The organism is Bradyrhizobium sp. SBR1B (assembly GCF_014198205.1).
Taxonomy (GTDB): Bacteria; Pseudomonadota; Alphaproteobacteria; order Rhizobiales; family Xanthobacteraceae; genus Bradyrhizobium.
Genome location: NZ_JACIHC010000005.1, coordinates 539,156 through 563,876, shown reverse-complemented (window position 1 = coordinate 563,876; position 24,721 = coordinate 539,156). Strand labels below are relative to the sequence as shown.

At 64.3% G+C, this 24,721-nt stretch carries 26 protein-coding genes; 15 read left to right on the top strand and 11 right to left on the bottom strand.

Annotated elements, in window-relative coordinates:
- Window positions 1-106: 106 nt before the first annotated feature.
- Together dnaA and rpsT are read right to left on the bottom strand one after the other, a co-directional pair.
- Window positions 107-1,516 carry a chromosomal replication initiator protein DnaA gene (dnaA, locus tag GGD61_RS17270; RefSeq protein ID WP_026202184.1) on the bottom strand — a complete coding sequence of 470 codons (1,410 nt, stop codon included), beginning with the start codon at window positions 1,514-1,516 and terminating at the stop codon, window positions 107-109.
- 1,241 nt (window positions 1,517-2,757) lie between these two features.
- Window positions 2,758-3,024 (bottom strand): 30S ribosomal protein S20, encoded by a 267-nt coding sequence (gene rpsT / locus GGD61_RS17265; RefSeq protein ID WP_018319466.1) that lies wholly within the window; start codon window positions 3,022-3,024, stop codon window positions 2,758-2,760.
- Between the two features lie 378 nt (window positions 3,025-3,402).
- Here rpsT and GGD61_RS17260 point away from each other — a divergent pair, with 378 nt between their 5' ends.
- The 3 genes from GGD61_RS17260 to GGD61_RS17250 all read left to right on the top strand — a co-directional run bounded on the left by GGD61_RS17260 (window position 3,403) and on the right by GGD61_RS17250 (window position 5,562).
- The gene (locus tag GGD61_RS17260; protein ID WP_018319467.1) at window positions 3,403-3,720 is read left to right on the top strand and encodes a hypothetical protein; all 318 of its coding nucleotides are present in this window, start codon (window positions 3,403-3,405) and stop codon (window positions 3,718-3,720) included.
- Between the two features lie 175 nt (window positions 3,721-3,895).
- Window positions 3,896-4,552, top strand: a complete 657-nt coding sequence (gene msrA, locus GGD61_RS17255; protein WP_091962113.1) for a peptide-methionine (S)-S-oxide reductase MsrA — start codon at window positions 3,896-3,898, stop codon at window positions 4,550-4,552.
- Window positions 4,553-4,818: 266 nt separating this feature from the next.
- Window positions 4,819-5,562 (top strand): polysaccharide biosynthesis/export family protein, encoded by a 744-nt coding sequence (locus tag GGD61_RS17250; RefSeq protein WP_018319469.1) that lies wholly within the window; start codon window positions 4,819-4,821, stop codon window positions 5,560-5,562.
- Between the two features lies 1 nt (window position 5,563).
- Here GGD61_RS17250 and GGD61_RS17245 read toward each other — a convergent pair whose 3' ends face one another.
- The 4 genes from GGD61_RS17245 to GGD61_RS17230 all read right to left on the bottom strand — a co-directional run bounded on the left by GGD61_RS17245 (window position 5,564) and on the right by GGD61_RS17230 (window position 8,134).
- Window positions 5,564-6,046, bottom strand: coding sequence for a hypothetical protein (locus GGD61_RS17245; RefSeq protein WP_092251527.1), 483 nt, complete (start codon window positions 6,044-6,046; stop codon window positions 5,564-5,566).
- 123 nt (window positions 6,047-6,169) lie between these two features.
- Window positions 6,170-6,841, bottom strand: a complete 672-nt coding sequence (locus GGD61_RS17240; protein ID WP_092251528.1) for a dienelactone hydrolase family protein — start codon at window positions 6,839-6,841, stop codon at window positions 6,170-6,172.
- Window positions 6,842-7,007: 166 nt separating this feature from the next.
- Window positions 7,008-7,346 carry a hypothetical protein gene (locus GGD61_RS17235; protein WP_179732796.1) on the bottom strand — a complete coding sequence of 113 codons (339 nt, stop codon included), beginning with the start codon at window positions 7,344-7,346 and terminating at the stop codon, window positions 7,008-7,010.
- A 23-nt stretch (window positions 7,347-7,369) separates the two neighbouring features.
- A complete protein-coding gene (locus GGD61_RS17230) occupies window positions 7,370-8,134 on the bottom strand; it encodes an alpha/beta fold hydrolase (protein ID WP_092251529.1) in 765 nt (254 codons plus the stop codon).
- Window positions 8,135-8,498: 364 nt separating this feature from the next.
- On the opposite strand from GGD61_RS17230, the gene GGD61_RS17225 reads away from it, so the two are divergent.
- From GGD61_RS17225 to GGD61_RS17215, 3 genes are all read left to right on the top strand, one after another.
- Window positions 8,499-8,990: a (2Fe-2S)-binding protein gene (locus tag GGD61_RS17225; RefSeq protein WP_018319474.1), complete on the top strand. Its 492-nt coding sequence runs from the start codon at window positions 8,499-8,501 to the stop codon at window positions 8,988-8,990.
- Window positions 8,987-11,281 (top strand): molybdopterin cofactor-binding domain-containing protein, encoded by a 2,295-nt coding sequence (locus GGD61_RS17220; RefSeq protein ID WP_183230929.1) that lies wholly within the window; start codon window positions 8,987-8,989, stop codon window positions 11,279-11,281. Before GGD61_RS17225 ends, GGD61_RS17220 begins: the two co-directional genes overlap by 4 nt.
- Window positions 11,282-11,745: 464 nt before the next feature.
- Entirely contained in the window at window positions 11,746-12,840 is a 1,095-nt protein-coding gene (locus tag GGD61_RS17215) for an HD-GYP domain-containing protein (protein ID WP_092251531.1), read from the top strand.
- A gap of 134 nt (window positions 12,841-12,974) precedes the next feature.
- Here GGD61_RS17215 and GGD61_RS17210 read toward each other — a convergent pair whose 3' ends face one another.
- A complete protein-coding gene (locus GGD61_RS17210; protein ID WP_092251928.1) occupies window positions 12,975-14,555 on the bottom strand; it encodes an AMP-binding protein in 1,581 nt (526 codons plus the stop codon).
- 131 nt (window positions 14,556-14,686) lie between these two features.
- Window positions 14,687-15,097, bottom strand: a complete 411-nt coding sequence (locus GGD61_RS17205) for a VOC family protein (RefSeq protein WP_092251532.1) — start codon at window positions 15,095-15,097, stop codon at window positions 14,687-14,689.
- A gap of 125 nt (window positions 15,098-15,222) precedes the next feature.
- On the opposite strand from GGD61_RS17205, the gene GGD61_RS17200 reads away from it, so the two are divergent.
- The gene (locus GGD61_RS17200) at window positions 15,223-16,197 is read left to right on the top strand and encodes a tripartite tricarboxylate transporter substrate binding protein (protein ID WP_018319479.1); all 975 of its coding nucleotides are present in this window, start codon (window positions 15,223-15,225) and stop codon (window positions 16,195-16,197) included.
- Between the two features lie 149 nt (window positions 16,198-16,346).
- Window positions 16,347-16,625 carry a DUF3551 domain-containing protein gene (locus GGD61_RS17195; protein ID WP_018319480.1) on the top strand — a complete coding sequence of 93 codons (279 nt, stop codon included), beginning with the start codon at window positions 16,347-16,349 and terminating at the stop codon, window positions 16,623-16,625.
- 12 nt (window positions 16,626-16,637) lie between these two features.
- Here GGD61_RS17195 and GGD61_RS17190 read toward each other — a convergent pair whose 3' ends face one another.
- Window positions 16,638-17,885, bottom strand: a complete 1,248-nt coding sequence (locus tag GGD61_RS17190; protein WP_092251533.1) for a S1C family serine protease — start codon at window positions 17,883-17,885, stop codon at window positions 16,638-16,640.
- 194 nt (window positions 17,886-18,079) lie between these two features.
- Here GGD61_RS17190 and GGD61_RS17185 point away from each other — a divergent pair, with 194 nt between their 5' ends.
- The 5 genes from GGD61_RS17185 (at window position 18,080) to GGD61_RS17165 (ending at window position 21,052) form a co-directional block, all read left to right on the top strand.
- Complete coding sequence (locus tag GGD61_RS17185; RefSeq protein ID WP_092251534.1) at window positions 18,080-18,697, top strand: hypothetical protein; 618 nt, start codon at window positions 18,080-18,082, stop codon at window positions 18,695-18,697.
- Window positions 18,684-19,058, top strand: a complete 375-nt coding sequence (locus tag GGD61_RS17180; RefSeq protein ID WP_026202187.1) for a transcriptional regulator — start codon at window positions 18,684-18,686, stop codon at window positions 19,056-19,058. The genes GGD61_RS17185 and GGD61_RS17180 overlap by 14 nt, the downstream gene beginning before the upstream one ends.
- A gap of 29 nt (window positions 19,059-19,087) precedes the next feature.
- Entirely contained in the window at window positions 19,088-19,828 is a 741-nt protein-coding gene (locus tag GGD61_RS17175; protein ID WP_092251535.1) for a di-trans,poly-cis-decaprenylcistransferase, read from the top strand.
- Window positions 19,829-19,950: 122 nt separating this feature from the next.
- Window positions 19,951-20,487, top strand: a complete 537-nt coding sequence (locus tag GGD61_RS17170) for a GNAT family N-acetyltransferase (RefSeq protein ID WP_018319485.1) — start codon at window positions 19,951-19,953, stop codon at window positions 20,485-20,487.
- Between the two features lie 79 nt (window positions 20,488-20,566).
- Window positions 20,567-21,052, top strand: a complete 486-nt coding sequence (locus tag GGD61_RS17165; protein WP_018319486.1) for a Crp/Fnr family transcriptional regulator — start codon at window positions 20,567-20,569, stop codon at window positions 21,050-21,052.
- Here GGD61_RS17165 and GGD61_RS17160 read toward each other — a convergent pair.
- Window positions 20,991-21,818 (bottom strand): metallophosphoesterase, encoded by an 828-nt coding sequence (locus tag GGD61_RS17160; protein WP_092251536.1) that lies wholly within the window; start codon window positions 21,816-21,818, stop codon window positions 20,991-20,993. The genes GGD61_RS17165 and GGD61_RS17160 overlap by 62 nt on opposite strands.
- Before the next feature lie 202 nt (window positions 21,819-22,020).
- Between GGD61_RS17160 and GGD61_RS17155 the strand changes: the two genes are divergently transcribed.
- Complete coding sequence (locus GGD61_RS17155; RefSeq protein ID WP_183230928.1) at window positions 22,021-22,707, top strand: DNA-3-methyladenine glycosylase I; 687 nt, start codon at window positions 22,021-22,023, stop codon at window positions 22,705-22,707.
- A 200-nt stretch (window positions 22,708-22,907) separates the two neighbouring features.
- A complete protein-coding gene (locus tag GGD61_RS17150; RefSeq protein WP_018319488.1) occupies window positions 22,908-23,201 on the top strand; it encodes a hypothetical protein in 294 nt (97 codons plus the stop codon).
- Between the two features lie 99 nt (window positions 23,202-23,300).
- Here GGD61_RS17150 and GGD61_RS17145 read toward each other — a convergent pair whose 3' ends face one another.
- Window positions 23,301-24,713, bottom strand: coding sequence for a sensor histidine kinase (locus tag GGD61_RS17145; protein ID WP_092251538.1), 1,413 nt, complete (start codon window positions 24,711-24,713; stop codon window positions 23,301-23,303).
- Window positions 24,714-24,721: the final 8 nt, after the last annotated feature.

The following is a 24,721-nucleotide window of genomic DNA, read 5'->3' as shown; positions in this document are numbered from 1 at the left end:
GATCGGGAGCCAGTTCCGCACGATTCCCACGATTTACCGCCCAAACGAAAGCCGCCGCCCAGGCATGGCCGGGGCGGCGGGAGAATGGCAGGAGCGCCTTAGGCGTTTATTCCTGAAGCTGGCGCTTCAGCGACTCCACTTCCTCTGACAGTGCGGTGTCCTTGGAGACCAGGGACTCGATCTTGCGCACGGCGTGCAGCACCGTGGTGTGGTCGCGCCCGCCGAAGCGGCGGCCGATCTCGGGGAGCGAGCGCAGGGTCAGCGTCTTGGCGAGATACATCGCCACCTGGCGCGGGCGCACCACATTGGCGGTGCGGCGGGAGGAGAGCAGGTCGGAGCGGCTGACATTATACTGCCGCGCCACCACGCGCTGGATGTCCTCGATCTTGATCCGCTTCGGCTCCTGCGGCCGGACCAGGTCGCGCACCTCGTGCTCCGCCATCTCCAGCGTCACCGGCCGGTTGTTGAGCTTCGAGTGCGCCAGCAGGCGGTTGATCGCGCCTTCGAGGTCGCGGCCATTATGGGTGATGGTGCGCGCCAGATAATGCAGCACCTCCTCCGGCACCTCGAAGGTCGCATGATGGGCGCGGGCCGCGGCGACGCGCGACTTGAGGATGCCGTGGCGCAGCTCTTCGCCGAGCGAGCCCATCTCGACCACGAGGCCGCCGGCGAGCCGCGAGCGGACGCGGTCGTCGAGGCTTTCAAGATCGGACGGCGGCCGGTCGGCCGCGATCACGACCTGGCGGCCGGCATCGATCAGCGCGTTCAGCGTGTGACAGAACTCGGCCTGGGTCGACTTGCCCTGCAGGAACTGCAGATCGTCGATCACCAGCACGTCGATGCCGCGCAGCGCTTCCTTGAAGGCCAGCGCCGTCTGCGTCTTCAGCGCGGCGACGAAGCCGTACATGAATTTCTCTGCGGTGAGATACAGCACCTTGCGCTCGTTGCCGGAATTGCCGGCCCAGGTCACCGCCTGGAGCAGGTGCGTCTTGCCGAGGCCGACGCCGGCATGGATGTAGAGCGGGTTGAACATCACGGGGTCGCCGCGGCGACCTTCGGCGACCTGGCGCGCGGCCGCATGCGCCAGCGTGTTGGAACGGCCGACGACGAAGCTCGCGAAGGTCAGGCGCGGATCGAGCGGCGAGCCGCCGAGCGCATCATGATTGGCCGACACCGGCGCGGTCGCGGTCGAGCGCAGCTCCGGCGTGGGCGTGCGTCGCGTCTCGACCGGCGCGGGGGCTTCCTTCGGCTGTATCACCGGGCGCACGGCCGAACGCACCGTGAGGTCGATGCGATGCACTTCCGGCATCTCGGCCTGCCAGCACGACAGCACGCGCTCGGCATAATGAGCCTGAATCCAGCTCTTCAGGAACCGGGTCGGCACCGAGAGCCGCACGCTCTCCTCCTGCACGCCTTCCAGATCCATGCGCGCAAACCAGCTCGTGTAAACGTCTTCGCCAACGCTCGAGCGCAGCCGACCCTTCACGCGTGACCAGCGATCCTGTTCCATTGTCATCGTCAGAAAACTTCTCTTGAGAGATAAGGTTGCGTGGTGAGCGCCAAGCAGGGTTTCCTGTCATGGCGCGACCTCAAGCGAGTCCATCGTCAGGCATAGCTCGACCGTTCGGCGCAAACGCCGCAGGTCAGATCAGCGATGTCGGAGATGGAGAGTTCGCGAGGTCAGCGCGTACTCGACGCGCTCTCGCATGTGGGAGGCTGAACGCAGGACGGATCGGAGACGGCATCGTTGAACGATGGAACTTGTGTCAATACCGCGTTGAATCCGTAGGACATGATACCTCCCCGTCCTGCCGTGATCGCTCACGACAAGGTCCTGCTTCTGAAGACGCCCGCGACGAAAATCGCTGATGCCCCTGCCCGTCTGCACTGCTCGTCCGCTCGGCTTCGCCATCGCTCGTGTCGGGGTAACTTTGCGATGTCCGTGCGCCTCGCGAGATCGGGATACGCAAGATCCCGCTAGGAGACATTCAGACAAAGAGATACCATTCCCATATTGCTATGGGTTTTTGATCCGACATTCGCTTTTTGAAGCGTCGCCTACGTGCACACCGCCGCCGATTTGCACGCTCGCCCCGTTTCCTAAACCGCGCTGGTCTGAAGATCGTGGGCGCCGCTGACGACTTAAGGAATACACTATGCGGAAAGACTCGCAACGAAATTGATTCACACTTGAGGCGTCAAAAAACTTGACCTCGGTTAACGCCGCGCGGGAGTTGTTCACAGGCTCGGAAGCAAGTTTTTGGATTCGTGCACAGAATCGAGAATGCCGGGCATCATGTGACAATTCTCCGTCACTGCTAAAAAAATTTTTACAAATTCGTCACGCGCCGGACGTGTCGGCGAATTTTTCAAATGCTTGCGGTCGCTATGTCGATAAGTGATTAGCGAGACATCGCTTTTTGAGTCTCGTTTCACAGGGTAACTCCAAGCCGTGCGCGTTCCGGTGAATCTACGGTGTGCAGAACTTCTTGCGCGCGCGAATTCATCTTAGCCCCGCAGCACAGGGGTTTTTGCAACGCGGTGAAAGTTTCCACTGTTGCAAGTTACCGGCAGGTAGAACTACGGAACGAAGAATAGCGCAGGCGGTGCAAACCTTCCGATCGAAGATCGACTGTGGCGTGACCGGTTGCGTGAATATGACGGGCAACAAAAAAGCCCGGCGCGATGCCGGGCTGTTTGACGCATGCGATGTTCGATCGGATCGGCCGACCGATTGGTTCGCCGTTACCTGGCTCGTTACTTGGCGAGCTTGGCGATCTGCGCGGTGAGGCGCGAGACTTTGCGGCTGGCGTTGTTCTTGTGAATGATGTTGCGCTGGGCGGCGCGCATCAAGGCGGGCTCGGCATTCGCCAGCGCCTTCACGGCAGCGGCGCGGTCGCCGGTCGCGATGGCTTCTTCGACGTTACGCACGGCACCGCGCATCTGCGTGCGGCGCGACTTGTTGACGGCGGTGCGGCGGGCGATCTTGCGCGTCGCTTTCTTGGCGGAAGTGGTATTGGCCATGGTCTCAATATCCTTTGCGGGTACCGGTCGCGTCTTGGTCGGGTAGCGCCGGCTTGCTTGACCGCGGAATCGACGCTCGGATTTAGGGTGTTCGGTTGCTGGGCTGTCCCCGGAACATGAGGCCGCAAAGAGCTCTAAGCTCAAGGAGCCTGCAACTGCTCAAAGAACAGCGGCGGCAGGATTGCGCCCGCCGCCAGTTGGCGCCCTTATAGAGAGGGTCTTCGGCACCGTCAACGCTTTCCAGGCTGGAAAAGCGGCCTCCGGGGCCGTCCAGGGGCGTCGTAACGCCCTGAAGAGGTTGAATTTCTGCCGTCTCCCGGCTATTGGCTGGCGGCGTTTTGTCGGCTCCTCCGATCGGACGACCATATAAGGTGAGGCATGATCCGCGGTTTTTTCCGACTGATTGGGCTGTTGCTGCTCGCTGGCGGGTTCATCTTCATGGTCTATGACGGTGCCCGCTGGGTGGCCGACCAGACCCTCAGATTCACCCGGTTCGGCCAGTTCTGGAACGACATCAATCAGGCCAGCCAAGCGGCATTCCGCACCTGGGTCGAGGCCAAGGCGCCCTGGCTCTGGACCTCGGTGATCCGCCTGCTGCTGGATCAGCCGGTGTTCGCCGTCCTCGGCATTCTCGGCATCCTGCTGATGATCCTGTTCCGGCCGCGGAAACCGCTGATCGGCTATTCCCGGGATTGATCTTCAATCCCCCGGGATTGATCCTCAATTCCCGCCGGGATTGAGTGCTCGCCAGCCGCGCGGCGTAACAAGGCTGCCCACGCCAGCGTAGATCCCTATATTCCCACCTGATCGCGAGCACGCCGCCTGAACATCTGGCTCGGGCGACGGACGGCTCGTCTGCGGAGATCCAATCATGCTGTTCATGCGCAAGACCACCGCGTTGCCGAGCGCAGCCGAGGCGCTGCCCGGCCGTGCGCAAGCCATTCCGACCGCGACCTTCCATTTCGTCAACGGCAGCAAGCTCAAGCCGCCTTATCCCGCCGGCCTCGAGCAGGCCGTGTTCGGGCTCGGCTGCTTCTGGGGCGCCGAGCGCAAGTTCTGGCAGCTCGGCGATGGCATCTACACCACCGCCGTCGGCTATGCCGGCGGCCACACGCCGAACCCGACCTATGAAGAGACCTGCTCGGGACGCACCGGTCACACCGAAGTGGTGCTGGTCGTGTTCGATCCGAACAGGATTTCTTACGAGACGCTGCTGAAGACGTTCTGGGAGAGCCACAACCCGACGCAGGGCATGCGTCAGGGCAACGATGTCGGCACGCAATATCGTAGCGCGATCTATACCTATTCCGATGCGCAGAAGAAGGCGGCCGATGAGTCGAAGGCGCTCTATCAGAAGGCGCTCGCAGCCAAGGGCCTCGGTGCCATCACCACCGAGATCGCGCCATCAGGCGAATTCTATTTCGCCGAGGACTATCATCAGCAATATCTGGCGAAGAATCCCGCCGGCTATTGCGGCTTAGGGGGCACCGGCGTGTCCTGCCCGATCGGCGTCGGTGTGAGCGCGTAAGCGAGACGACACATCTTGCTTACCCTCCCCTGGAGGGGGAGGGTCGCTACGCATGCAGCGAAGCGGAATGCGTAGCGGGGTGGGGTGACAGTCTCTCCACATCCAACAGCGCGCCAGTGGAGAGATCGCCCCACCCCGCTCGCGCTGCGCGCGATCGACCCTCCCCCTCCAGGGGAGGGTGCGACGGTCACAGCCGCCCCGCTCAACGCTTTATTAACCATAACCGGTGCATCACTTAAGCCGTCTCGTTTCGAGGGATTGGTCCGGTGCCGGTTGCACGCGCGTTTCGATGGTCGATCTTGGCAGCGTCCCTGGCAGCGTCCGCCGCGCTGACCCTTGGCGGCTGCATGCAGACCGCCGGCCCCGTCGCGGTGATGCAGCCCCGCGCCGATCTCGATTCCATGGCCTATGGCCAGCCCTACAATGCGCCGCAACCGGTTGTCGTCGCCGACGGCGGCGGCGCCATCGGCGCGCTGCGCAATTCCTTTGCCTCTTCGCCCGCACCCATGCCGGTCGGTTACGCCGCGCCGATGGCGCCGGTGCGCTACGACGCCTCCTACCATCTCGACGCCGGCGACAAGCTCCGCGTCGTGGTCTACGGCCAGGAAGGTCTCACCAACAGCTACGCCATCGATGCGGGCGGCTCCATCACCATGCCGCTGATCGGCGCGGTGCCAGCCCGCGGCCGCACCACGGCGGGCCTTGCCGGCGAGATCGCCGCGCGCTTGCGCAATGGTTACATCCGCGAGCCCTCGGTCGCGGTCGAGATCGAGGCCTATCGCCCGTTCTTCATTCTCGGCGAAGTCACCGCGCCCGGCCAATATCCGTACGTGCCGAACATGACGGTCGAGAGCGCGGTCGCGATCGCCGGCGGCTTCTCGCCTCGCGCCAAACGCGACGTGGTCACCATCACGCACACCGAGAACGGCGGCTCCATGCGCGCCGTGGTGCCGCTCGGCACTCCCTTGAATCCCGGCGACACCGTGTTCGTCGGCGAGCGCTGGTTCTAGCTCACCGCCTGAAATCCAGCCGCCCCTCCGGAAAGCATCCGTCGATCCTGTTAGCGTCGACCACGCGCCCGACCCATGGCCGTGTGATCGCCGGCGTGGTCAGGTTGATATATTTTCCGACCAGCCGATCCGCGCCCTCGCGCGCGGCCTCGATCAGACCGTGCCGGCGGCCATTGTCCCAGTCGAAGCGCAGATAGATCCGGCTGCCCGTGATGCGCACTTCCGCGCGCCCTTGTTTCCACTTCTCCGCGGTGTCGCCGGCGATGGTCGGATCGGCGCCGCCATTCCAGCGGCTCGCCCAGCTGCCTTCGAGCGGATCGGATGGCGCCGCGATCGCTGTCCAGGCCGCCGCATTGCCGTCCGCGGCGTCGCCAGCCAGCCTGGCCGTCGCGGCATAATCCATCACCTCGGAATCATCGGGTGAGGGGACATCCATGGTTCCGAACGGATTGCGGATGACGAGGTGCGTGATGGCTTGCTGCATGGCAATCTCCCGGCGTGAGCTGGCTTGATTGGCCAGCTCTATCGCCGGGCGGCAGGATCCGGCCACCCGATTTCCGCGAGAGGACGCAGCGTGGTTGTCTCTCCTTGTGGAGAGAGTTCGTCCCTATTTCAAATGCTTCGCGAAAAAGTCCATGCTGCGCGGCCAGGCGATGTCGGCGCTGGCCTTGTCGTAGCTCGCGCGCTCGTCGCAATGGAAGCCGTGCTGGGCGCCCGGATAGACGAACACCTCCACGTCCGGCCGCTTCGACTTGATGGTCTCGACGTCGGTCAAGGGGATGCCCGCATCCTTCTCGCCGAAATGCATTTGCGTCGGCACCTTCGGCGTCTCGTCGGCGAAGCGCACGACCGCGCCGCCGTAATAGCCGATCGCAGCCTTCAGTCCCGACAGCCGCGTCGCCGCGACAAAGGCGATGCTGCCGCCCAAGCAAAAGCCGATGATGCCCACCGGGCCCACGCTCTTCACCGCATCGATCGCGGCCTGGGTGTCGCGCAGCATCGCGGCCCAATCGGGGCTGGCGACGAACTTGCGCGCTTCGGCGACCTCATCGGGCGAATAGCCCGACTGGAAGCCCGGCGCGGTCCGGTCGAAGATCGAGGGCGCGATCGCGACATAGCCTTCCCCGGCGAGGCGGTCGCAGACCGAGCGGATGTGGTGATTGACGCCAAAGATCTCCTGGATCACCACCACCGCGCCCTTCGGCGTGCCATCGGGATCGGCGCGATAGGCGCCAAACTGGAAATTGTCGGAGGCCGTCAGCTTGATGTCTTGTCCCACGCGGGTTGTCCTTCTTGGTTGTCACGGAATTCACTCTCTTCCCTCATCCTGAGGAGCGCGCTCTTCGCGCGCGTCTCGAAGGATGCAAGGCCGGGATGCAGCGGCGGGGGGCCTTTCATCCTTCGAGACGCTTGCTGCGCAAGCTCCTCAGGATGAGGGGCGGTACCTATTCCCACATCCAGTTCTCGCCGTAATCCTCCTTCCATCCTGCCAACCGTCCATGACGGAATTGCAGGAACAGGCGGTGGCGGTAGGGGATCAAGCCGCTGCCGCCGATGTTGCGAAGCGCGAGATAGATCTCGTTGCCGGGACGCCCGCGCACATATTGCAGCGGCTGCCCAAGGGCGCGCGCGGTCTGCTCGGCATCCATGCCGAAGGCGAGCGGCGTGTTATTCGACAAGGTCGTGACGAAGGGCTGGCGCGGCGGCACTGTGCCGAACGGTTCGGCCTGCGCTGCCGACAACAGCGCCGCCATTGCGCCCGCCGCGAAGATCGCTCGCATCATGGTCGCCGTCCTCATTGCCTAGCCTAGGCCGGCAAGTTCTTCAGGAAAGGCACGACCGCGTCAACAAAAGCCTTGGGCTGATCGATGTTGACGGCGTGGCCGGCCGCGGGGATCACGACCTTTTGTGCGCCCGGGATTTTTGCGGCCATGTAATCGGACGCGGCGAGGAACGGCGTGTCGTCGGCGCCGACCACGATCAGGCAGGGCACCTTGATGTCGGGCAGCAGCTCGATCACGCGCGCATCCCGCTGGGTCAGCATGCCGCGTGCGGCGAGCGCCAACCCCCTGGCGTTGCGATGGCTGGCGGTAGCGCGTTCGCGCGTCGCCGATTTCAGCATGTCGAGACCTTCGCGATCGAGCTTGTCGGCCGTGCCAAGCGCCCGCGCGTTCCAGGCCTCGCGGGCGTCGTCCTTCTTGAAGCCGGGCCCGGTATCGATGATCAGCAGCGCACGGGCGGCTTGCGGATAGGTGCGATAGAACGCGAGCGACATGTAGCCGCCGAGCGAGAGGCCGCCGATGATGGCACGCTCAGCGCCGACCGCGTCGAGGATCGCCGCCATGTCGTCGACGGTCAGAGTTTCGCTGTAGGCGTTGGGATCATCGGGATAATCGGACTGGCCGTGGCCGCGCATGTCCCACAGGATCAGCGTGTGATCCTTCGCGAGCGCATCGACCTGCCCATGCCACATCGCCGACGTCGAGGAATAGCCGTGGGTGAGCAGCAATGGCGGACCGTTGCCGTGGACCTCGTAATAGATGTTGACACCGTCCCGATTGATCTTTGGCATTGCTTCCGCCTCTTTCTTTTTGTTTTAGCCGTGATCTCAGTGTTTCATCCTCCCCTGGAGGGGAGGGTAAGGTTCGTGGTTGGCTGCATTCTACGTCGCCAAGTTACCTGGAAGAAACTGCCTGAACGCGATGGCACGCATGTCTGACGCACGCGCTATTGTGTCCAGTCGCTGCGTCGGCGTCGTTGGCGCGGCGCACAACGAGCAAGTCTAGAAGCGGTTTTTTCGACTCGTTCCAAATTGCATTTGCCACGGCACCCGAACCCGATCATGCTCGCGGCCAAGGCTGACGCCGGCCCGGTGGGCGTCCGCCATTCAAGTTGCCGCCGTAAGCGGCTTCATGCACCGGCAGGGGAAGACGCCTATGCCAACTCTCACCATCAACGGGCGGAGTCTGTCCGTGGATGCGGCGAACGACACGCCGCTCCTCTGGGCAATCCGCGAGCAATTGCAGATGACCGGCACCAAGTTCGGCTGCGGTGCCGGGTTGTGCGGGGCTTGCACCGTGCACGTCAACGGCGAAGCCGTGCGCTCGTGCCAGACCATGCTCAGTGATGTCGCCGGCAAGAAGATCACCACCATCGAAGGCCTCTCCGCCAAGGGCGATCATCCCTTGCAGAAGGCGTGGGTTGCCGAGCAGGTGCCGCAATGCGGCTACTGCCAGTCCGGGCAGATCATGCAGGCGGCCTCGCTGCTGTCGAAGAATCCCAATCCGACCAAGGAAGAGGTCGTCGCGCATATGGACGGCAATCTCTGCCGCTGCATGACCTATTCGCGGATCCAGAAGGCGATCATGCGCGCCGCATCCGAGATGCGCACCGCATCCGCCACCTCCACCGAACGGAGGCCCACATGAATCGGCACGTCAAGAACGTCACCCCCGCGACGACCGATCTCAGCCGCCGCTCCTTCCTCGTCGGCACCGCCGCAAGCGGCCTCGTGCTCGGCTATGCCGGCGTGCCCGGCATCGATTCAGCCTCGGCCGCGGCTCCCGCGAATTTCGAGCCGAGCGTCTGGTACGCGATCGCGCCGGATGGTCTCGTCACCGTGACCTGCGGCAAGGCCGACATGGGCCAGCACATCGCCTCCACCATGGCCCAGATCGTCTGCGAGGAGTTGGGCGCGAAATGGAGCGACATGCGCGTGCAGCTCGCCTCCAACGATCCGAAGTTCAACGATCCTGTGCTCGGCGCGCAGATCACCGGCGGCAGCTGGTCGACCATGATGAACTTCGAGGCGATGAGCCGGGCGGGTGCGGCCGGCCGCATCGCGTTGACGGAGGCCGCCGCCGCCGCCATGGGACTGCCGCCCTACTTCAAGGACCAGCTCGTGGTCCGCGACTCCGTGATCTCGCATCCGAAGTCGAAGAAGCAGATGACCTTTGCCGAGATCGTCAAGAGCGGCAAGGCGACGAAAACCTTCACGCCGGACGAGTTGAAGTCGATCAAGCTGAAGACGCCGGACCAATACACCATGATCGGCGTGTCGGTGCCGCAGCTCGACATCCCCTCCAAGACCAACGGCACGGCCAAGTACGGCATCGACGTGATGTTGCCGGGCCTGGCCTACGGCAAGGTGGTGACCCCGCCGGTACGCTTCGGCGCCACCGTGAAGTCGGTCGACGACAGCGACGCCAAGAAGGTGCCCGGCTTCATGAAGGCCGTCATCCTCGACGACAAGACTGGAACCACCTCCGGCTGGGTCGTCGCGGTCGCCAGCACCTACGCCAACGCGCGCAAGGCGGCGGATGCGCTGAAGATCGCCTATGACGGCGGTCCGAACGCAAAACTGTCGAGCCAGTCGCTGCTGGACGAGGCCAAGCGGCTTCAGGGCCTGGAGGATTCCGGCCAGTTCTTCGTCAAGGACGGCGATCCGAACGCGGCCTTCGGTTCGGCGGCCAAGGTGGTGGAAGCCGAGTACACCACCAGCATCAACATCCACGCGCCGCTGGAGCCGATGAACGCCACTGCGGAGTTCAAGGGCGACATCCTGCACATCTATTCCGGCAACCAGTTCGCGACGCGCTCCGGCGCGATCGCTGCGGGTGCGGCCGGGATCGATCCGAAGTTCGTCGTCATGCATCAGCATTGGCTCGGCGGCGGCTTTGGCCGCCGGCTCGATGCCGACATGATGATTCCGGCGGTGCAGGCGGCGAAGGCGGTCGGCAAGCCGGTCAAGGTGATCTACTCGCGCGAGAACGACATGACGATGGATTTCTCGCGTCCGCTCACCTACCAAAAGGTCAAGGCCGGCGTGGACGGCGACGGCAAGCTCGTCGCGCTCAGCCACGACGTGGTCTCGGCCTGGCCGACCGCGCGCTGGGGAATCCCCGATTTCCTGACGCCCTCGGTCGACAAGAAGGGTCCGCTCGACAGCTTCACGGTCAACGGCGCCGACTTCTTCTACACCGTGCCCAACCATTATGTGCGCGCGATCAAGAACGAGCTCGCGCACAACGCCACGCCGTCCGGCCAGCTCCGCTCGGTGGCGCCGGGCTGGACCTTCTGGGCGGTCGAAAGCATGATCGACGAGATCGCGGCTGCCACGGGCAAGGATCCCGCGCAGTTCCGCATCTCGCTGCTCGACGGCGCCGGCAAGAACGACGGCGGCGCGCAGCGGCTGCGCAACACACTGCTCGCCGCGATGGGACTGTCGGGCTACGGCACCAGGCCATTGCCGAAAGGCGAGGGCATGGGGGTCGCCTGCGTCTCGTCGCAGGAGCGCGCGACTGCGAGCTGGACGGCGTGCGTCGCCCATGTCGCGGTGGCGCCGTCGGGTGCGGTCACCGTGAAGAAGCTCACGGTCGCAACCGACGTCGGCACGCAGGTGCATCCCGACAACATCCGCGCCCAGGTCGAGGGCGCGGCGCTGTGGGGCCTGTCGCTAGCGATGTACGAGAAGGCGACGCTGAAGGACGGTGGCATCGAGCAGACCAATTTCGATAGCTACACGCCCTTGCGCATGAGCCAGATGCCCGAGGTCGCGGTTACCGTGATCGCCAATGGCGAGAAGGCCACCGGCGTCGGCGAGCCCGCGGTCACCGTGGTCGCCCCCGCCATCGGCAACGCCATCTTCAACGCCTCAGGCGCCCGCGTGCGGGCACTGTCGATCACGGCGGAGGCCGTGAAGGCGAGCATGAAGGCGTAAGGCCGAGCGCGATTGCAGAATGAGATCATCCGCCGGAGGGCAACCTCCGGCGGATTTGTTTTGGTGGCTGTCTCCCCAATCTCGATGTCATGCCCGCGAAGGCGGGGCATCCAGTACGTCGCGGCTTCTCGGTTCCGGCCGCAGCGCCTCGGCGTACTGGGTCGCCCGGTCCCGGCTCCGCCGAGGCTCACACGAGTGCTCGGCGCGCCGAAGCTTCAGCGAAGGCGGCAAGCCGGGCGATGACAGTGGGGGAGCGCACTCAAAATTCCCCTTATCTTTCAATGCCCCTTCTACTGTGCATGGGGGTTGTTGTTTTCGCGATTTTTGCCGTTCCCCTTCCGGAACGGAAATCCGTAAAATTGCACCCAATTCCAGAAGGTTCCATTGAGCACGCCTCTTAAGGGCCGGAGAACCTGATCCGGCTTAGGCTGACGCCAAATCCAATCCCGTGCTTTGGGGAAGTCATGAACGCCTCAGCCAAAACCGCCGCCAAACGCCGGCTTCTGCTCGCCTCCGACCGGAGCGACGAGAGCACCGAGCTCGCCAGCATCCTGAAGGCGGTCGGCGATGTCTCGACGGTGACGACGCAGGGCATTCCCGAGCAGCCCTCACGCGATCTCTCCGGCCTCGTGGTCGATATCAACCTGCGCTCGCCCGAGAGCGTGCAGCGGGTGCGCAACAAGCTGCGCGGCGATGCCTATCGTTCGATGCCGCGGCTGTTCGTGCTTGCCGATGCCCTGCATCACGGCACCATGCAGGCCTGGGCGCTGGGCGCCACCGACACGATCTCGCGGCCGCTCCAGGCGGACGCCATCCTTCAGCGTATCCGCGCTGCCTTCCCGGACACCGCCGCCTATGACGCGACCGACCGCGGCAAGACGCTCAACCGCGGCGTCGAGGCGGCGCACGCGGTGCTGGCGAAGATGTTCGAGAAGCTGCCGCTCGGCGTGCCCCTGACCTTCGACGACGTGATCGCCGCCGAGAGCAAGATCCTGAAGGCGATCAAGCACTCCTCGCTGCGCGAATGGCTCACCACGGTGGGCTGCCACCATGTCGGCAGCTACCGGCACTGCCTGTTCGTCACCGGCTTCGCCGTCTCCTTCGCGCAGCACCTCGGCATGCGCGAGGACGACCAGCGCCGGTTGACCCGCGCTGCGCTGCTGCACGATGTCGGCAAGGCCTTCGTTCCCTCCGCGCTGCTCGACAAGCCCGGCAAGCTCACCGACGAGGAGATGGCCGAGGTCCGCCAGCATCCGCGCCGCGGCTATGACGCGCTCGCAGCGCAAGGCGGCTTCCCGCCGGAGATGCTCGACGTCGTGCTGCATCACCACGAATTCCTCGACGGCTCCGGCTATCCGAACGGCCTGTCGTCGAACCAGATCAGCGACATCGTCCGTTTGACGACGATCGTCGACATTTATGCCGCGCTGGTCGAGAAACGCGCTTACCGCATGCCCTTCACGCATTCCCGTGCGTTCGGGATGATGGAAGGCATGGGCGGCAAGCTCGATCAGCAGCTGCTGCAGGCGTTCAGGCCTGTGGCGCTGGGGTCGTTCTAACGCGACGTTCTCCGCTGCCGTAGGGTGGGCAAAGGCGCAAAGCGCCGTGCCCACGAGCTCTCTCCGATCACACTTTGAATGGTGGGCACGCTTCGCTTTGCCCACCCTACGGCAGCGCGCCGTGTGGCCGTGCGCTACCCCACCATCTTCCGCAGCTCCGCCTTCGCCACCTTCTCCAGCGTCGAGCGCGGCATGTCGTCGACGAGCCTGATCTCGCGCGGCACCTTGAAGTCGGCAAGGCCCTTGCGGCAGGCTTCCATGACGCGCGCGTGCAGATCTGGCGCAGCACCGGCGACGCCGCCTTGCGGGATGATGAAGACGACCGGTACCTCGTCCAGCATCGGATGCGACTTCGCCACCACGGCGGCCTCGCGCACGCCCGGCACCAGCGCAATCACCTGCTCGATCTCGGAGGCCGCGACGTTCTCGCCGCCGACCTTCAGCATGTCCTTGGCGCGGTCGCCGAACTTGATGGTGCCGTTCGCGAGTCGCTCGACGCGGTCGCCGGTGAGGAAGAAGCCGTGCGCGTCAAAGCTCTCGCGCGTCGCTTTCTCGTTGTGCAGATATTCGGCGAACAGCGACAGGCCGGGGATGCCCTTGATCGCGAGATTGCCGGTGTCGCCGACCTCGGTCGGCCGTCCCTCGTCGTCGGTGATGCGGATTTCATATTCCGGCGCCGCGCGGCCGATCGACATCGGTATGTTGGGCTGGTCGACCTCGCCGACGATGCCGTGGGTGATGGTCTCGGTCATGCCCCACCAGCCGATCATCTTGATCCCGAAGGCGGCAAAGGCCGGCGGCTCGTTGATCGCGGTGCCCCACAGGCGGAATTTGTGATCTCTCGGGATCTCCTGCTCGAGCAGCGCCTTCATGCAGAACGGAATCGTCGAGGTCCAGGTCGCGCCGTGCTCGCGCGCGACGCCCCAGAACCGGCTCGCGGAGAAGCGCGGCTGGATCACGCAGGTGGCGCCGACCCACAGCGTTGCCAGCATGGAGTAGGCGAGGGCATTGGTGTGGAACAGCGGCAGATAGGTCTGGTGCACGTCGCTGGCGTGCAGGTCCTCGTGCGCGGCGTTGATCTTGGCGCCCCACAGCGCGTTGGCATGGGTCCACAGCACGGCCTTGGGGCGCGAGGTCGTGCCCGAGGTGTACTGCACGCTGCACGGCGCCAGCGGATCGGCCACGCGCCTGGGGCGGTCGGCACTGTCGGCGAACAGGGATTCAAAACTGTCGCCGCGCGAGACGCCGTGCGCGGGCGCTGCGCCCGCATCATGCGAGGTCACTGCCATCCAGCTTATGTTGCGGCAGTTCTGCGCGACAATCTCCGCATAGGCTGGCTGCGTGATCGCGGCGACCGCGCCGCAATGATCGGCAAAATACGCGATCTCGGCCGGCGCCGAGCGGGTGTTGGTGGTGACCGCAATGGCTCCTAACTCGACACAGGCAAACCAGGCGAGCAGCGCTTCGATGCAATTATCCAGATGAATGAGCACATATTCGCCCGGCTTGACGCCGCGCCGTGCCAGCCCTGCCGCGAGCGCGCCGACCCGCTCGTGAAATTCGCCATAGCTCCAGCGCTGCGCCGGCGCATCGAACGGCGCCCAGATCAGGAACGGATGGTCACGCCGGACCTCGGCGCGCATCCTCAAGAGCCAGGGCACGTCGAGCCCGTCGAATGGGCCGACGATCCCGGCTGCGGTCTGTTGAAGTGGCATGGATCCTCCCCGTGCAGCCTGCATCTTGATGGCGGCTGTCTTCTGATGATTGCGTCTTCCTGCCATCGGACGGCGCCGGGCGCAAATCGGGATGAGTGCATCGTACCTTGTGAGACGCGCGCACTCTCTCCTCAATCCCCGTACGACGAGATCTCGATCAGGCTGCCGTCCGGATCCCGGCAATAGACCGAGCGCAGCGTGCCGCGCGCACCCTGCTTGGGAACCGGGCCTTCCTCGATCGCGATGCCGTGTGCCTGCAAATGCGCCACCACCTCGTCGGGCGCGGCGGAGGTGAGGAAGCAGAGGTCCTCGCTGCCGGCGGTCGCCTGGTCGGCGGTAAACCACTCCACCTTGTCGGCGTCGCGCGGCCGGATGTTGATCTTCTGGTTACCAAAGTGAAGCGAAGTCCGCGGCGCTTTGCCGCCGCCGGGATCGAACACCTTGACTTCCATGCCGAGAATTCTGCGGTACCACTCCGCGCTGGCCGCGACATCGGCGACGTTGATTACGAGATGATCGAGGGCCTCGACTTTAACAGGCATGTCTTATCCTTTCGTCGTGATGCGCCCCGTGCACTTTCCGCGCTCCGCAAGCTTTGTTACAACCCCACCGACGCCGGGTTCAAGCAATCTGGCTTCAAGAACAACACGTTGGGAGAACCCTTGAGATGATCACTCGCCGTACCGCGCTGGGCCTGCTCGCCGCCAGTCCGCTTGCAGCCACCCCGCTGTCGAAGGCCTTTGCAGCCGATTATCCGGCCCGCCCGGTGAAATGGGTGGTCGGCTATCCGCCGGGCGGGGCCACCGACATCCTGGCGCGGCTGATCGGCCAGCGCCTGTCGGAAAAGCTCGGCCAGCAATTCGTGATCGAGAACAAGCCGGGTGCCGGCAACAACATCGCCACCGAATCGGTCATCAATGCCGAGCCCGACGGCTACACGCTGCAGCTGGTCAATCCGGCCAACTACATCAACGCCTCGCTCTACACCAATCTGAAGTTCAACTTCGTGCGCGACATGGCGCCGGTCGCCTCGTTCCAACGCGTGCCGAACGTGATGACCGTCAACAAGGACGTGCCGGCCAAGAACGTCGCCGAGTTCATCGAATACGTGAAGGCCAATCCGGGCAAGGTCAACATGGCCTCGTCCGGCAACGGCACCTCGGTGCATCTGTCCGGCGAGATGTTCATGGCCATGACCGGCTGCAAGATGCAGCACGTGCCTTATCGCGGCGCCGCGCCCGCGATCACCGACATGCTCGCCGGCCAGGTGCAGGTGATCTTCGACAACATGCCTTCGATCATCCAGCACATCCGCTCCGGCTCGCTTCGCGCCATCGGGGTCACCACCACGGAACGCTCGGCGCAGCTGCCTGACGTGCAGCCGATCGCCGACACCGTCAAGGGCTATGAGGCCAGCGCACTGTTCGGCATGGGCGCGCCGAAGAACACGCCGAAGGAGATCATCGCCAAGCTCAACGCCGAGGTCAACGCGGTGATCAAGGAGCCCGACATGGCCAAGCGTCTGGTCGAGCTCGGCGGCGAGCCGCGGGTGCAGACTCCCGAGGCGTTTGGCGAGGAGATCAAGGCCGAGACCGAGAAGTGGAAGAAGGTCGTCGAGTTCGCCGGCCTAAAGGTCGAGTAGCGGCCTTGTGATCGTGAGGATAGGAGCCCTGCCGTTTGGCAGGGCTTTTTTCTTGCGTGCCTCGTTTCGTTGATCTGGAATAAAACCGCGTTGCGAAACCTGATAATAGATGGCGCCGTATCTCGGGCCAGCTAGAGAGGAGTTGGATCATGCGCAAGAAGCAATTGATGCTGCTGACGTTCAGCGCGGCGGTCCTCGCGGGTTTCGCCACCGTCACGCCCGCGGCTGCGCGCGACTATCCATGGTGCGCCCAGGGCGGTGACTATGATTATCCCGGCGAATGCGCCTACGCTACCTACGAACAATGCCAGGCCAGCGTGTCCGGCCGGCTCTTGTACTGCGATCGCAATCCGCGCTTCGCCTACGGCCAGGTGCTGCCGGCGCAACCGCGGCCGCCGCGGCGCGTGCGGCCCGTCGCTCCGTACTGAGGGCGGAGCGGTTTACCGCTTCGCGTCCGCCTGCTCCGTGCCGGTACACGAGATCAGCATCGTGTAGGCGCGGGCGTTGGCGGCGATGTCGGCTGTCTTCAGTTCGCCCTTGGGCTCTGCGGTCTGGTAGGGCACCACGGAGTTGTCGAGGAAGTCGCGCAACGCGCCGGTCTTGATGGCAAAGTTGATATTCTCCGTCAGCTGCCCGGTCTCCTTGATCATCCTGAGCGCGTTGAGCTTGGCAACGACGATGCCGGCGACCTGGCCGGACAAGTCGAACAAGGGGCCCCCACTGTTGCCCGCTTGAACAGCCGCGCTGATCTGCAAGCGTCCGGTGTGATTGCGGAAGCCGCTGAGTGAGCTGACGATTCCCGTCGTCACGGTCAGGTCGGAGGAGAGATAGCCGTGCAGCGGGAAGCCGATGGCCACCACTGAATCGCCGGAGTGCATCGAGCGGTCCCGGATCTTCGCAAAATCCTTGAATACTGCCGTCGCCGGCGCCTGCAGCAGCGCGAGATCGTTTGTCGCGTCGCTGGAGACGACGCGCAGAACCATCGCGGCCTCGCCGGCGAGATTGCCCTTGATATCTCCGGTGCAGCTATCGATCACGTGACTGTTGGTGACGACATGCCCGTTGGGGCTGACTACAAAACCAGTGCCGGTGAAGGTTCCGGTTCGTCCCGGTTTGGCGGGAGGCGCACCTTGCTTGTCGCCGGCCACTGCGGGCTTCGCCGCAACCTTGGTGAAGTCGCCGGCCTTGTCGAGCCCGTCGGCTTTCACCTTGCTCACGCAATTGGCCAATGCCGCGATCACCGGCCCGGTCGATGTCAGGTCGAAATTCAGCACGGTGCGGCCGCTGGTTGCGACCATCAGGCTTGCCTTTTGAAACGTACGCACCACGTTGGCGGGCATGACCGCCGTGAGCATGTTCGGCTGATTGGCCGTGGCGAACAGTCTCGCCTGCTCCTGTCCGTCGAAGATGACGTCGATCGCGGCGTTCTCACCTTGCTTGAAGCGGTAGCTCGGGCTCGCAAAGGCCAGCGACCAGGTGCCGACAGCGTTGTAGCCGACAACCAGGATAACGCCGTTGAGGTAAGGCGTCGTCGCGGCGCAATGGGAGAAGGCGCCGGTCTGGTCGTTGCTGAAGGCGCCGCCGATCCAGTTGCCGACATTGACGCTGCCGAACGGTCCCGCCGCATTAGCGGCTCCGGCGATACCTATTTGCAATAGAGATGCGAGAATAAATGACTTGAGCCACATACCAGCCCCCGGACGCTTTTGGACCGCATCTTATCTACGGGAGCGGGGCGTGCGCAACCGGCAGTTGTCTGTGCCGGCGGAATCCTCTCGCGGCGACTTTCAGGCTTGCGTTTGCTTTGCAATGCCATATACTTTGCATTACAAAGTAACGGGACGAGCAATCCCGGAAACACGGGCGGAGCGAGGTTCTGGCGTTGCGCGATCTCGACAAGGCACTGGCCGACATCGTGGCGATCCGCAGCCAGATTGCGGCCGGCACGGCATTCCGCGGCTATGGCCCCGCGACGATGGCGGCGACCGGCGCTGTCGCGCTGCTCACCGCGATCCTGCAATTCTGGCTGCTGGGCGATCCCAACAGCGAGCCGCTCGGCTTCTTCTTCGGTTGGTTCGTTGCCGCCGCGCTGTCCGGCCTGATCATCGGGATCGAGATGCGCGCGCGTTCGCGCCGCCATCATTCGGGTCTGGCCGACGCCATGATCCACCAGGCGGTCGAGCAGTTTCTGCCGGCGGGCGTTGCCGGTGTGCTGCTCGCGGTGGTGATGTGGAAGTTCGCGGGCGAGACGCTGTGGCTGCTTCCGGGCCTGTGGCAGATCCTGGTGTCGCTCGGCATCTTCGCTTCCGTCCGCTCGCTGCCGCGCACCGTCGCGCTCGCCGGCGCGTGGTATTTCGTGTCCGGCTTCGCCGTGGTGGTGCTCGCGAGCCAGACGCACACGCTGTCGCCATGGACCATGGGCCTGCCCTTCGTGATCGGGCAGTCGGTGATGGCGGGCATTCTCTATGTCGCATCTGGAGACCATGATGTTGAAGGCTGACAGCGCGCCTTTCTCCTATGAAGGGCTCGACCGCGTGATCCACGAGAAGGCGAGGCTCGGGCTTCTGACCTCGTTGATGGCGCATCCCAAGGGGTTGGCATTCGCCGACCTCAAGCAGCTGTGCGGCCTCACCGACGGCAATCTCAGCCGGCATCTCGGCGTGCTGCAGGAGGCCGGCCTCGTCGAGGTGACCAAGGGCTACGAGGGCAACCGCCCGCACACCACCTGCCGCCTCACCAAGGCCGGGCGCCGCCGTTTCCTCGACTATCTCGCCGTGCTCGAACGCCTGGTGCGCGACGCTGCGAAAGCCGCCGGCCGCGAGGCGCCGCCGCTCGGCCGCCTCGGTATCGTCTCGACCTGATCCCCCCCTTTTTGACCGGAGACTTTGCAATGCAAAGTGACCTTGCGTCCCGCAACGAAAAGCTTCATGTCGGCATCATCATGGACGGCAACGGACGATGGGCGACGCGGCGGGGCCTGTCGCGCGTGCGCGGCCACGAGGCCGGCGTCGAAACCATCCGCCGCATCGTCGAGGCCGCGCCGAAACAGGGCATAGGCACGCTGACGCTCTACGCCTTCTCGACCGACAATTGGCGGAGACCAAAGGCCGAGGTCGCGGCGCTGATGACCCTGCTGCGCTTCTATCTCGCCAACGAGGTGCAGAGCCTGGTCAAGAACGGCGTGCGCCTCACCGTGATCGGCCGCCGCGACCGCTTGCCTGACGGCATCGCCAATGCGATCACGCGAGCCGAAGACGCGACAGTTGAAGGCTCAACGCTGCACCTGCGTATCGCCGTCGACTATTCCGCGCGTGATGCCATCCTCAATGCCGCGGCGAAGGCGGCCGCGCTGACGAGCCTCACCCGCGAAGCCTTCTCGCAGCTCGTCACCGGCGAAGCCGGCCTGCGCGACGTCGATCTCATCATCCGCACCTCGGGCGAGAAGCGACTGTCAGACTTCCTGCTCTGGGAAGGCGCTTATGCCGAGCTGCACTTCACTGAGCGGATGTGGCCTGAATTCGACGCCAGCGATCTCGCCGCCGCCCTGGCCTCCTTCCACGGCCGCGAGCGCCGCTTCGGCGGCCTTCAGGCGATCGTGCCCGAGGAGGTGCCTTCGCTCTCCCGTGTGTGACGCGCGGCACATGAAAACGAGCTGTTCGTTTTCATCCGTATGATTGGCAGCTCCGTCCAAGCGGACGGTGAGCGGCCTCGGCTAGGTCTGCAAGTCCCAGCAACCTGCCGAGAGCATCACGCATGTCACAGCTGTTTCCGGGAGCCGTCGTCGAGCCGGTCGAACTGGCCGACGCAAACGGCATGGTCTGCATCAGGACCGCGAGCGCATCCGACGTGGAGAATCTGTCGGTCTATTTCACCGGCCTTTCCACGACATCGCGCAACAAGCGCTTCAGTGGTGCGCGTTCCGACCTCGGCGTGGTCGCGGCCGAATGCATCGCCAAGAGCGGCGGTCTCGACAACTTCACCTTGCTCGCCGAGCTCAGGGAGGAGGGACGGGGCAGGATCATCGGCGAAGCGCTATACGCGTACGATGCGACGGCCCGGCACGGCGAATTTGCGATCTCGGTTGCCGATGCCTTCCAGCGCATGGGGCTCGGCCTTCAGATGATGACGGCGATGGAAACGCGCGCGATTGATCTCGGGCATGAGATGATCGCTGCCGAGACCGCGCGGGCGAATGCTGAGATGCGCGGCCTCGCCAGGAAAGCGGGATTCAACGATACCGGGCTCGGAGACTGGCAGTCGGTTCATCTAGCCAAGCGCCTGTCGCGCTAGCGGGGGTCTTGCCGAAAATTTGAGCAAGCAGGCGATGCCGATCGTGCTCTACTGTCTCCCGTGATCGGAGCTTTCAGCGATGCGCGCAGTCTTGGACTATTGCCGCGGCGGAACGGAACGGCAGGTGGCGGCCGGCACGTTGATCGTCACCGAGGGTGGCACCAGCGGCCATCTCTACGTGCTGATGAAGGGCAGGCTCGAGGTGCTTAAGGGCGAGATGGTGGTCGCCACCGTCGCCGAGCCAGGCGCGGTGCTGGGTGAAATGTCCGTGCTGCTCGAGCAGCCGCATACCGCGACGGTGCGGGCCTGCACCGACGCGGTCATCTACGAATTCGAGGATGCAGCATCGGTTCTCAGGCAGGAGCCGGGCGTCGCGCTGTTGATCGCGCGGATGCTGGCACAGCGGCTCAACGTCGCCAACACCTATCTCGCCGATCTCAAGCGGCAATATGCCGGTCACGGCACGCATCTGGCCATGGTTGGCGAAGTGCTCCAGAGCATGATCAACTTGCCGCCGCTTGAGGTCTCGCCAGGGTCGGATCGGCAATCCGATCCAAGAATGTGAGCCAGTCGGCCGGCGCCTCGATAGGGGCAGCGGGCCGCTTCAGCGGCGCGCCGAGGTCGATCCATTGGGCTTCGCCAGCCGCGAGCCAGAACGCCTGGTCTGCGTCGAGGTCCAGCACGATGCAGGTCGGTGGCCGGCCCGGCTGCAGTCCGGCGTTGAACACCCAGGTCTCGCCCAGCCGGTCGAACCACGAGCCGTCCTTGATGAAAGGCGACTGATGCACATGACCCGAGATCACCATCGAAGGCTGGTACTGCGTGATCCATTGCGCCAGCTCGACATCGCCGAAGAACCGCTTGCCGCCCCAGCTGGTCGGTGAATCGGCCGGTGGCGCGTGATGTGCCCAGATCCAACGCCGCGGCCGGAGGGCCGCAGCGTCTCCGAGCTGCGTGGCGATGAGCTGCTTAATTTGTGGTCCGTCCCACCACGGGCAAACCGTCAACAGCGTGTCGCCGATGGTGAAGCTGTCGCCGTCACAGGCAATGCCCAGCTCCCGCACCTCCGAGATCCAGCGCGAGATCTTCTCGCCTTCTGCACTGCGCTCGTCGAGGTCGTGATTGCCCGAGCAGAGGATCACGCGCGTCTTCGCGGCAAGCAGCGCGAGGTACCTCTTCACGACCACGATCTGCGCGCGAAAATCCACCGTTGAGCCGATGTCGAGCGCATCGCCGGCGAAGATCACGAGGTCGAATTGCGGCGCCGCGCTGACCAGCCAGTCGAACTGGGGCAGCGAATAGTGCAGGTCGGCGACGACCAGGCAGCGCATCGAAATCCGTTCGGAGCAGGTTGAAATGTCTGGAAATTCCAAAAATCACGAAGCAAGAAGCAGGCCAGCTCGGCCCGTCCTTCCGGCCAGGCAACAGGCGAAGGCATGCGCCGGCCGGCGCGCCGCCGAGACCCGGCGCCGCAGGGCTGGACCGGATCGCCGAATTCTGATGTCGTGGCGTGCCCTCAATTGCCCGTGTCAGATGCCCCCCTTCAAGACCATTCGCGCCCGCGCCGAGAAACGCAAGGGCGGACCCAAGGCCCTGGAAAAGCTGATGCCGGCGAAGCCCGACCTGAAGCGTCTGGCGAAGCTCGGCGACGATCGCATCCTGGCGGAGATGACGAAGCGTGTGTTCTGCGCCGGCTTTGCCTGGAGCGTGATCGAGACGAAATGGGACGGATTTGAAGACGCTTTCCTGCGTTTCCAGCCGGCCAAGCTCAGCTTCCAGCCCGAGGATTATTGGGAAGGCCTGCTGCGCGATGCGCGCATCGTGCGCAATGGTGCCAAGATCATGTCGGTGCGCGACAACGCTGCCTTCGTGCAGGAGATCGCGAAGGAGCACGGCAGCTTCGGCAAGTTTCTGGCGAAGTGGCCGTCGTCCGACGAGATCGGCCTGCTCGATCTCATGACCAAGCGCGGCAGCCGGCTCGGCGGCAATACCGGGCAGATGCTGCTGCGCTTCGTCGGGTGGGACGGCTTTGTGACCTCCGCAGACGTGGTGGCTTGCCTGCGCGATGCCGGTCTCGACATTGCCGAAGAGGTCAAGTCGAAGCGGGATCTCGCCAAGGTGCAGGCGCAGTTCAATGCCTGGGCCGAGGAGACCGGCCTGCCCTACACATATCTGTCACGCATCTGCGCGCTCTCGGTCGGTGAAAGCCGCAGCGCGTAGCAGGTCCCCCGATAAATCGTGTGCATCTTGTGGCGATCTCGTGCCGCGAGCGCGGCAGATGCAGCGCCCGATCACGAAATACATTTCTCGGGAACATTTGAGCGCAGCACCTGTTCGGAGTCGAGCCAGGCGGACAAAGGCGCAGGGAACGCGTGCTCCCGCCCTGGCCAACGAAACCGGACACAGAAACGGAGCAGCTCATGAAGCTCACATCCGAACAGGTGAAGCAGACCGTCAACCAACTCGGCGCTCAGGTGCTGCCCGACGAACACCCGGCCATGCCGCAACTCAACAGCATGTTCGGCGAGCATACCTTCTTCGTCGACGAAATGGGCCTCAAGGTCCTCGAACCCACACCATCGCTCGGTGCCGACCGCCAGAGCGGCGAAGTCGTCAGCCTCGCCGATTGGGGCGATTCCGACCTGACGCGCCTGATGGCGCACGAGCCCGAGCCGACCGGCGTGATCGTGGTGTTCGAGCACGTGAGGCATTGATTGCCCCGAGCGGGTCGAATTCCATCGGTGACGGGGCCTGAAAATCCCGTCACCATCGGCCGCGTGCCGCCTTGTGAGGCGGCTCCAGGAGCCGCAGCATCATGCTTCGATCGGAATTTCGATCGCGATCTGAGTCCCTGGACCCTTCCTGCTCTCTAGTCGCAGGCGCCCGTTCAGCGACGAGGCCACCAAATTGAATGCGATGTGCAGCCCGAGGCCGGCATGTCCGCTCTCACGACCGGTGGTGACGAACGGATCGAAGATCCGCGCCTGTAATTCCTCGGGTATCCCAACTCCGTCGTCGGCGCAGACCAGCCGGACCCGTTTCGCGTCCGGCTGGCTGACGGTGATTGCGAATCTGCCGTCTCTCTTGTCCGGGTACGCATGCCCTGCGGTATTGAGGGCGAGATTGCTGATCACCTGGGCGAGCGCTCCGGGGTAGCTGTTGAGCTTGATGCCCGCCGGGCATTGGACGTCGACCGCCAGAGCATGATGCGATAGCAGCGGCCCAAGCTTGGACATCAGCTCAGCCAGCCAATCCTTAAGCTCGAACGTGCGCCGGTCTTCATCGGCCTGGTGGACTGCGACCTGCCTGAAGCTGTGCACCATCTCGGATGCGCGATGCAGATTGTCGAAGGTCAGGTCGAGCCCCTGCTTGAGCCTGTCAATTCCCTTGGTCAGATCGGATCGGCGCACCGACGCTCCGCCCAATGCGTCGGCCATTGTCTGCAGATCGGTCTGCATGGTGGTCGAGGTCGTCAGGGCGAGGCCAAGCGGGGTGCTGACCTCGTGAGCGACACCGGCCACCAATCGACCAAGCGAGGCGAGTTTTTCTGCCTGCACCAGATGTTCCTGGGTCGCGCGCAGATCTCGCAGCGATTTCTCCGAGCGTTCCTTCTCCCGCTGCAGCGCCTCCGACGTTCGGAATTGCTTTCGCGCCCGGTATTCGCGCGCGGCCACGGCGTAGAGCGACAATGCGTAGGCGTTGCCGACGAGAGAATGATTGATGAATCGCAGGCCGATCGGCATCGTCGGTGCGAACGTCTCGGCGACCAGCAGCGCCAGCCACGACAACAGGCAGAAAATCGCCAGCGAGCCGATCCGCAATGGCAGCATGGTGGAGACGAACAGAATGATCATCATCATGCCGGGGGCGGCAAAGGTGAAGCCCGACGGCAGGACGAGATAGATGCTCGGAAGGATGCAGCCGGGAATGACGCAGTAGACGAGGAAAATCGTCTCCGCCCATGGCTTCATCAATCGCCGTGACAGTAACGCGGTCAGCGGGAGCAGCACGAACAGGGCGGTGCCGCCACGGATGGCCAGCGTGGTTGGAACGACTGCGGGATAGAGCACCCAATCCCAGAGGGTGTAGCCGGCATAGGTGGCGGCGCCGAGCAGCATCGCGATCTGCGTCCACCCGAGACTGCCTCGGACGTATTGGTCGACAAACCGGCGCTCCTCGATGCGGTCTTCGAAGCGCAAACCGAGGCGTATCAATAGAGCAAGCATTCCAGCAT

Coding starts and splice junctions, on each gene's coding strand:
- dnaA (WP_026202184.1), bottom strand. CDS start 1,516: ATGACAATGGAACAGGATCGCTGGTCACGCGTGAAGGGTCGGCTGCGC.
- rpsT (WP_018319466.1), bottom strand. CDS start 3,024: ATGGCCAATACCACTTCCGCCAAGAAAGCGACGCGCAAGATCGCCCGC.
- GGD61_RS17260 (WP_018319467.1), top strand. CDS start 3,403: ATGATCCGCGGTTTTTTCCGACTGATTGGGCTGTTGCTGCTCGCTGGC.
- msrA (WP_091962113.1), top strand. CDS start 3,896: ATGCTGTTCATGCGCAAGACCACCGCGTTGCCGAGCGCAGCCGAGGCG.
- GGD61_RS17245 (WP_092251527.1), bottom strand. CDS start 6,046: ATGCAGCAAGCCATCACGCACCTCGTCATCCGCAATCCGTTCGGAACC.
- GGD61_RS17235 (WP_179732796.1), bottom strand. CDS start 7,346: ATGATGCGAGCGATCTTCGCGGCGGGCGCAATGGCGGCGCTGTTGTCG.
- GGD61_RS17230 (WP_092251529.1), bottom strand. CDS start 8,134: ATGCCAAAGATCAATCGGGACGGTGTCAACATCTATTACGAGGTCCAC.
- GGD61_RS17225 (WP_018319474.1), top strand. CDS start 8,499: ATGCCAACTCTCACCATCAACGGGCGGAGTCTGTCCGTGGATGCGGCG.
- GGD61_RS17220 (WP_183230929.1), top strand. CDS start 8,987: ATGAATCGGCACGTCAAGAACGTCACCCCCGCGACGACCGATCTCAGC.
- GGD61_RS17215 (WP_092251531.1), top strand. CDS start 11,746: ATGAACGCCTCAGCCAAAACCGCCGCCAAACGCCGGCTTCTGCTCGCC.
- GGD61_RS17210 (WP_092251928.1), bottom strand. CDS start 14,555: ATGCCACTTCAACAGACCGCAGCCGGGATCGTCGGCCCATTCGACGGG.
- GGD61_RS17205 (WP_092251532.1), bottom strand. CDS start 15,097: ATGCCTGTTAAAGTCGAGGCCCTCGATCATCTCGTAATCAACGTCGCC.
- GGD61_RS17200 (WP_018319479.1), top strand. CDS start 15,223: ATGATCACTCGCCGTACCGCGCTGGGCCTGCTCGCCGCCAGTCCGCTT.
- GGD61_RS17195 (WP_018319480.1), top strand. CDS start 16,347: ATGCGCAAGAAGCAATTGATGCTGCTGACGTTCAGCGCGGCGGTCCTC.
- GGD61_RS17190 (WP_092251533.1), bottom strand. CDS start 17,885: ATGTGGCTCAAGTCATTTATTCTCGCATCTCTATTGCAAATAGGTATC.
- GGD61_RS17180 (WP_026202187.1), top strand. CDS start 18,684: ATGTTGAAGGCTGACAGCGCGCCTTTCTCCTATGAAGGGCTCGACCGC.
- GGD61_RS17175 (WP_092251535.1), top strand. CDS start 19,088: ATGCAAAGTGACCTTGCGTCCCGCAACGAAAAGCTTCATGTCGGCATC.
- GGD61_RS17170 (WP_018319485.1), top strand. CDS start 19,951: ATGTCACAGCTGTTTCCGGGAGCCGTCGTCGAGCCGGTCGAACTGGCC.
- GGD61_RS17165 (WP_018319486.1), top strand. CDS start 20,567: ATGCGCGCAGTCTTGGACTATTGCCGCGGCGGAACGGAACGGCAGGTG.
- GGD61_RS17160 (WP_092251536.1), bottom strand. CDS start 21,818: ATGCGCTGCCTGGTCGTCGCCGACCTGCACTATTCGCTGCCCCAGTTC.
- GGD61_RS17155 (WP_183230928.1), top strand. CDS start 22,021: ATGCCCCCCTTCAAGACCATTCGCGCCCGCGCCGAGAAACGCAAGGGC.
- GGD61_RS17150 (WP_018319488.1), top strand. CDS start 22,908: ATGAAGCTCACATCCGAACAGGTGAAGCAGACCGTCAACCAACTCGGC.
- GGD61_RS17145 (WP_092251538.1), bottom strand. CDS start 24,713: ATGCTTGCTCTATTGATACGCCTCGGTTTGCGCTTCGAAGACCGCATC.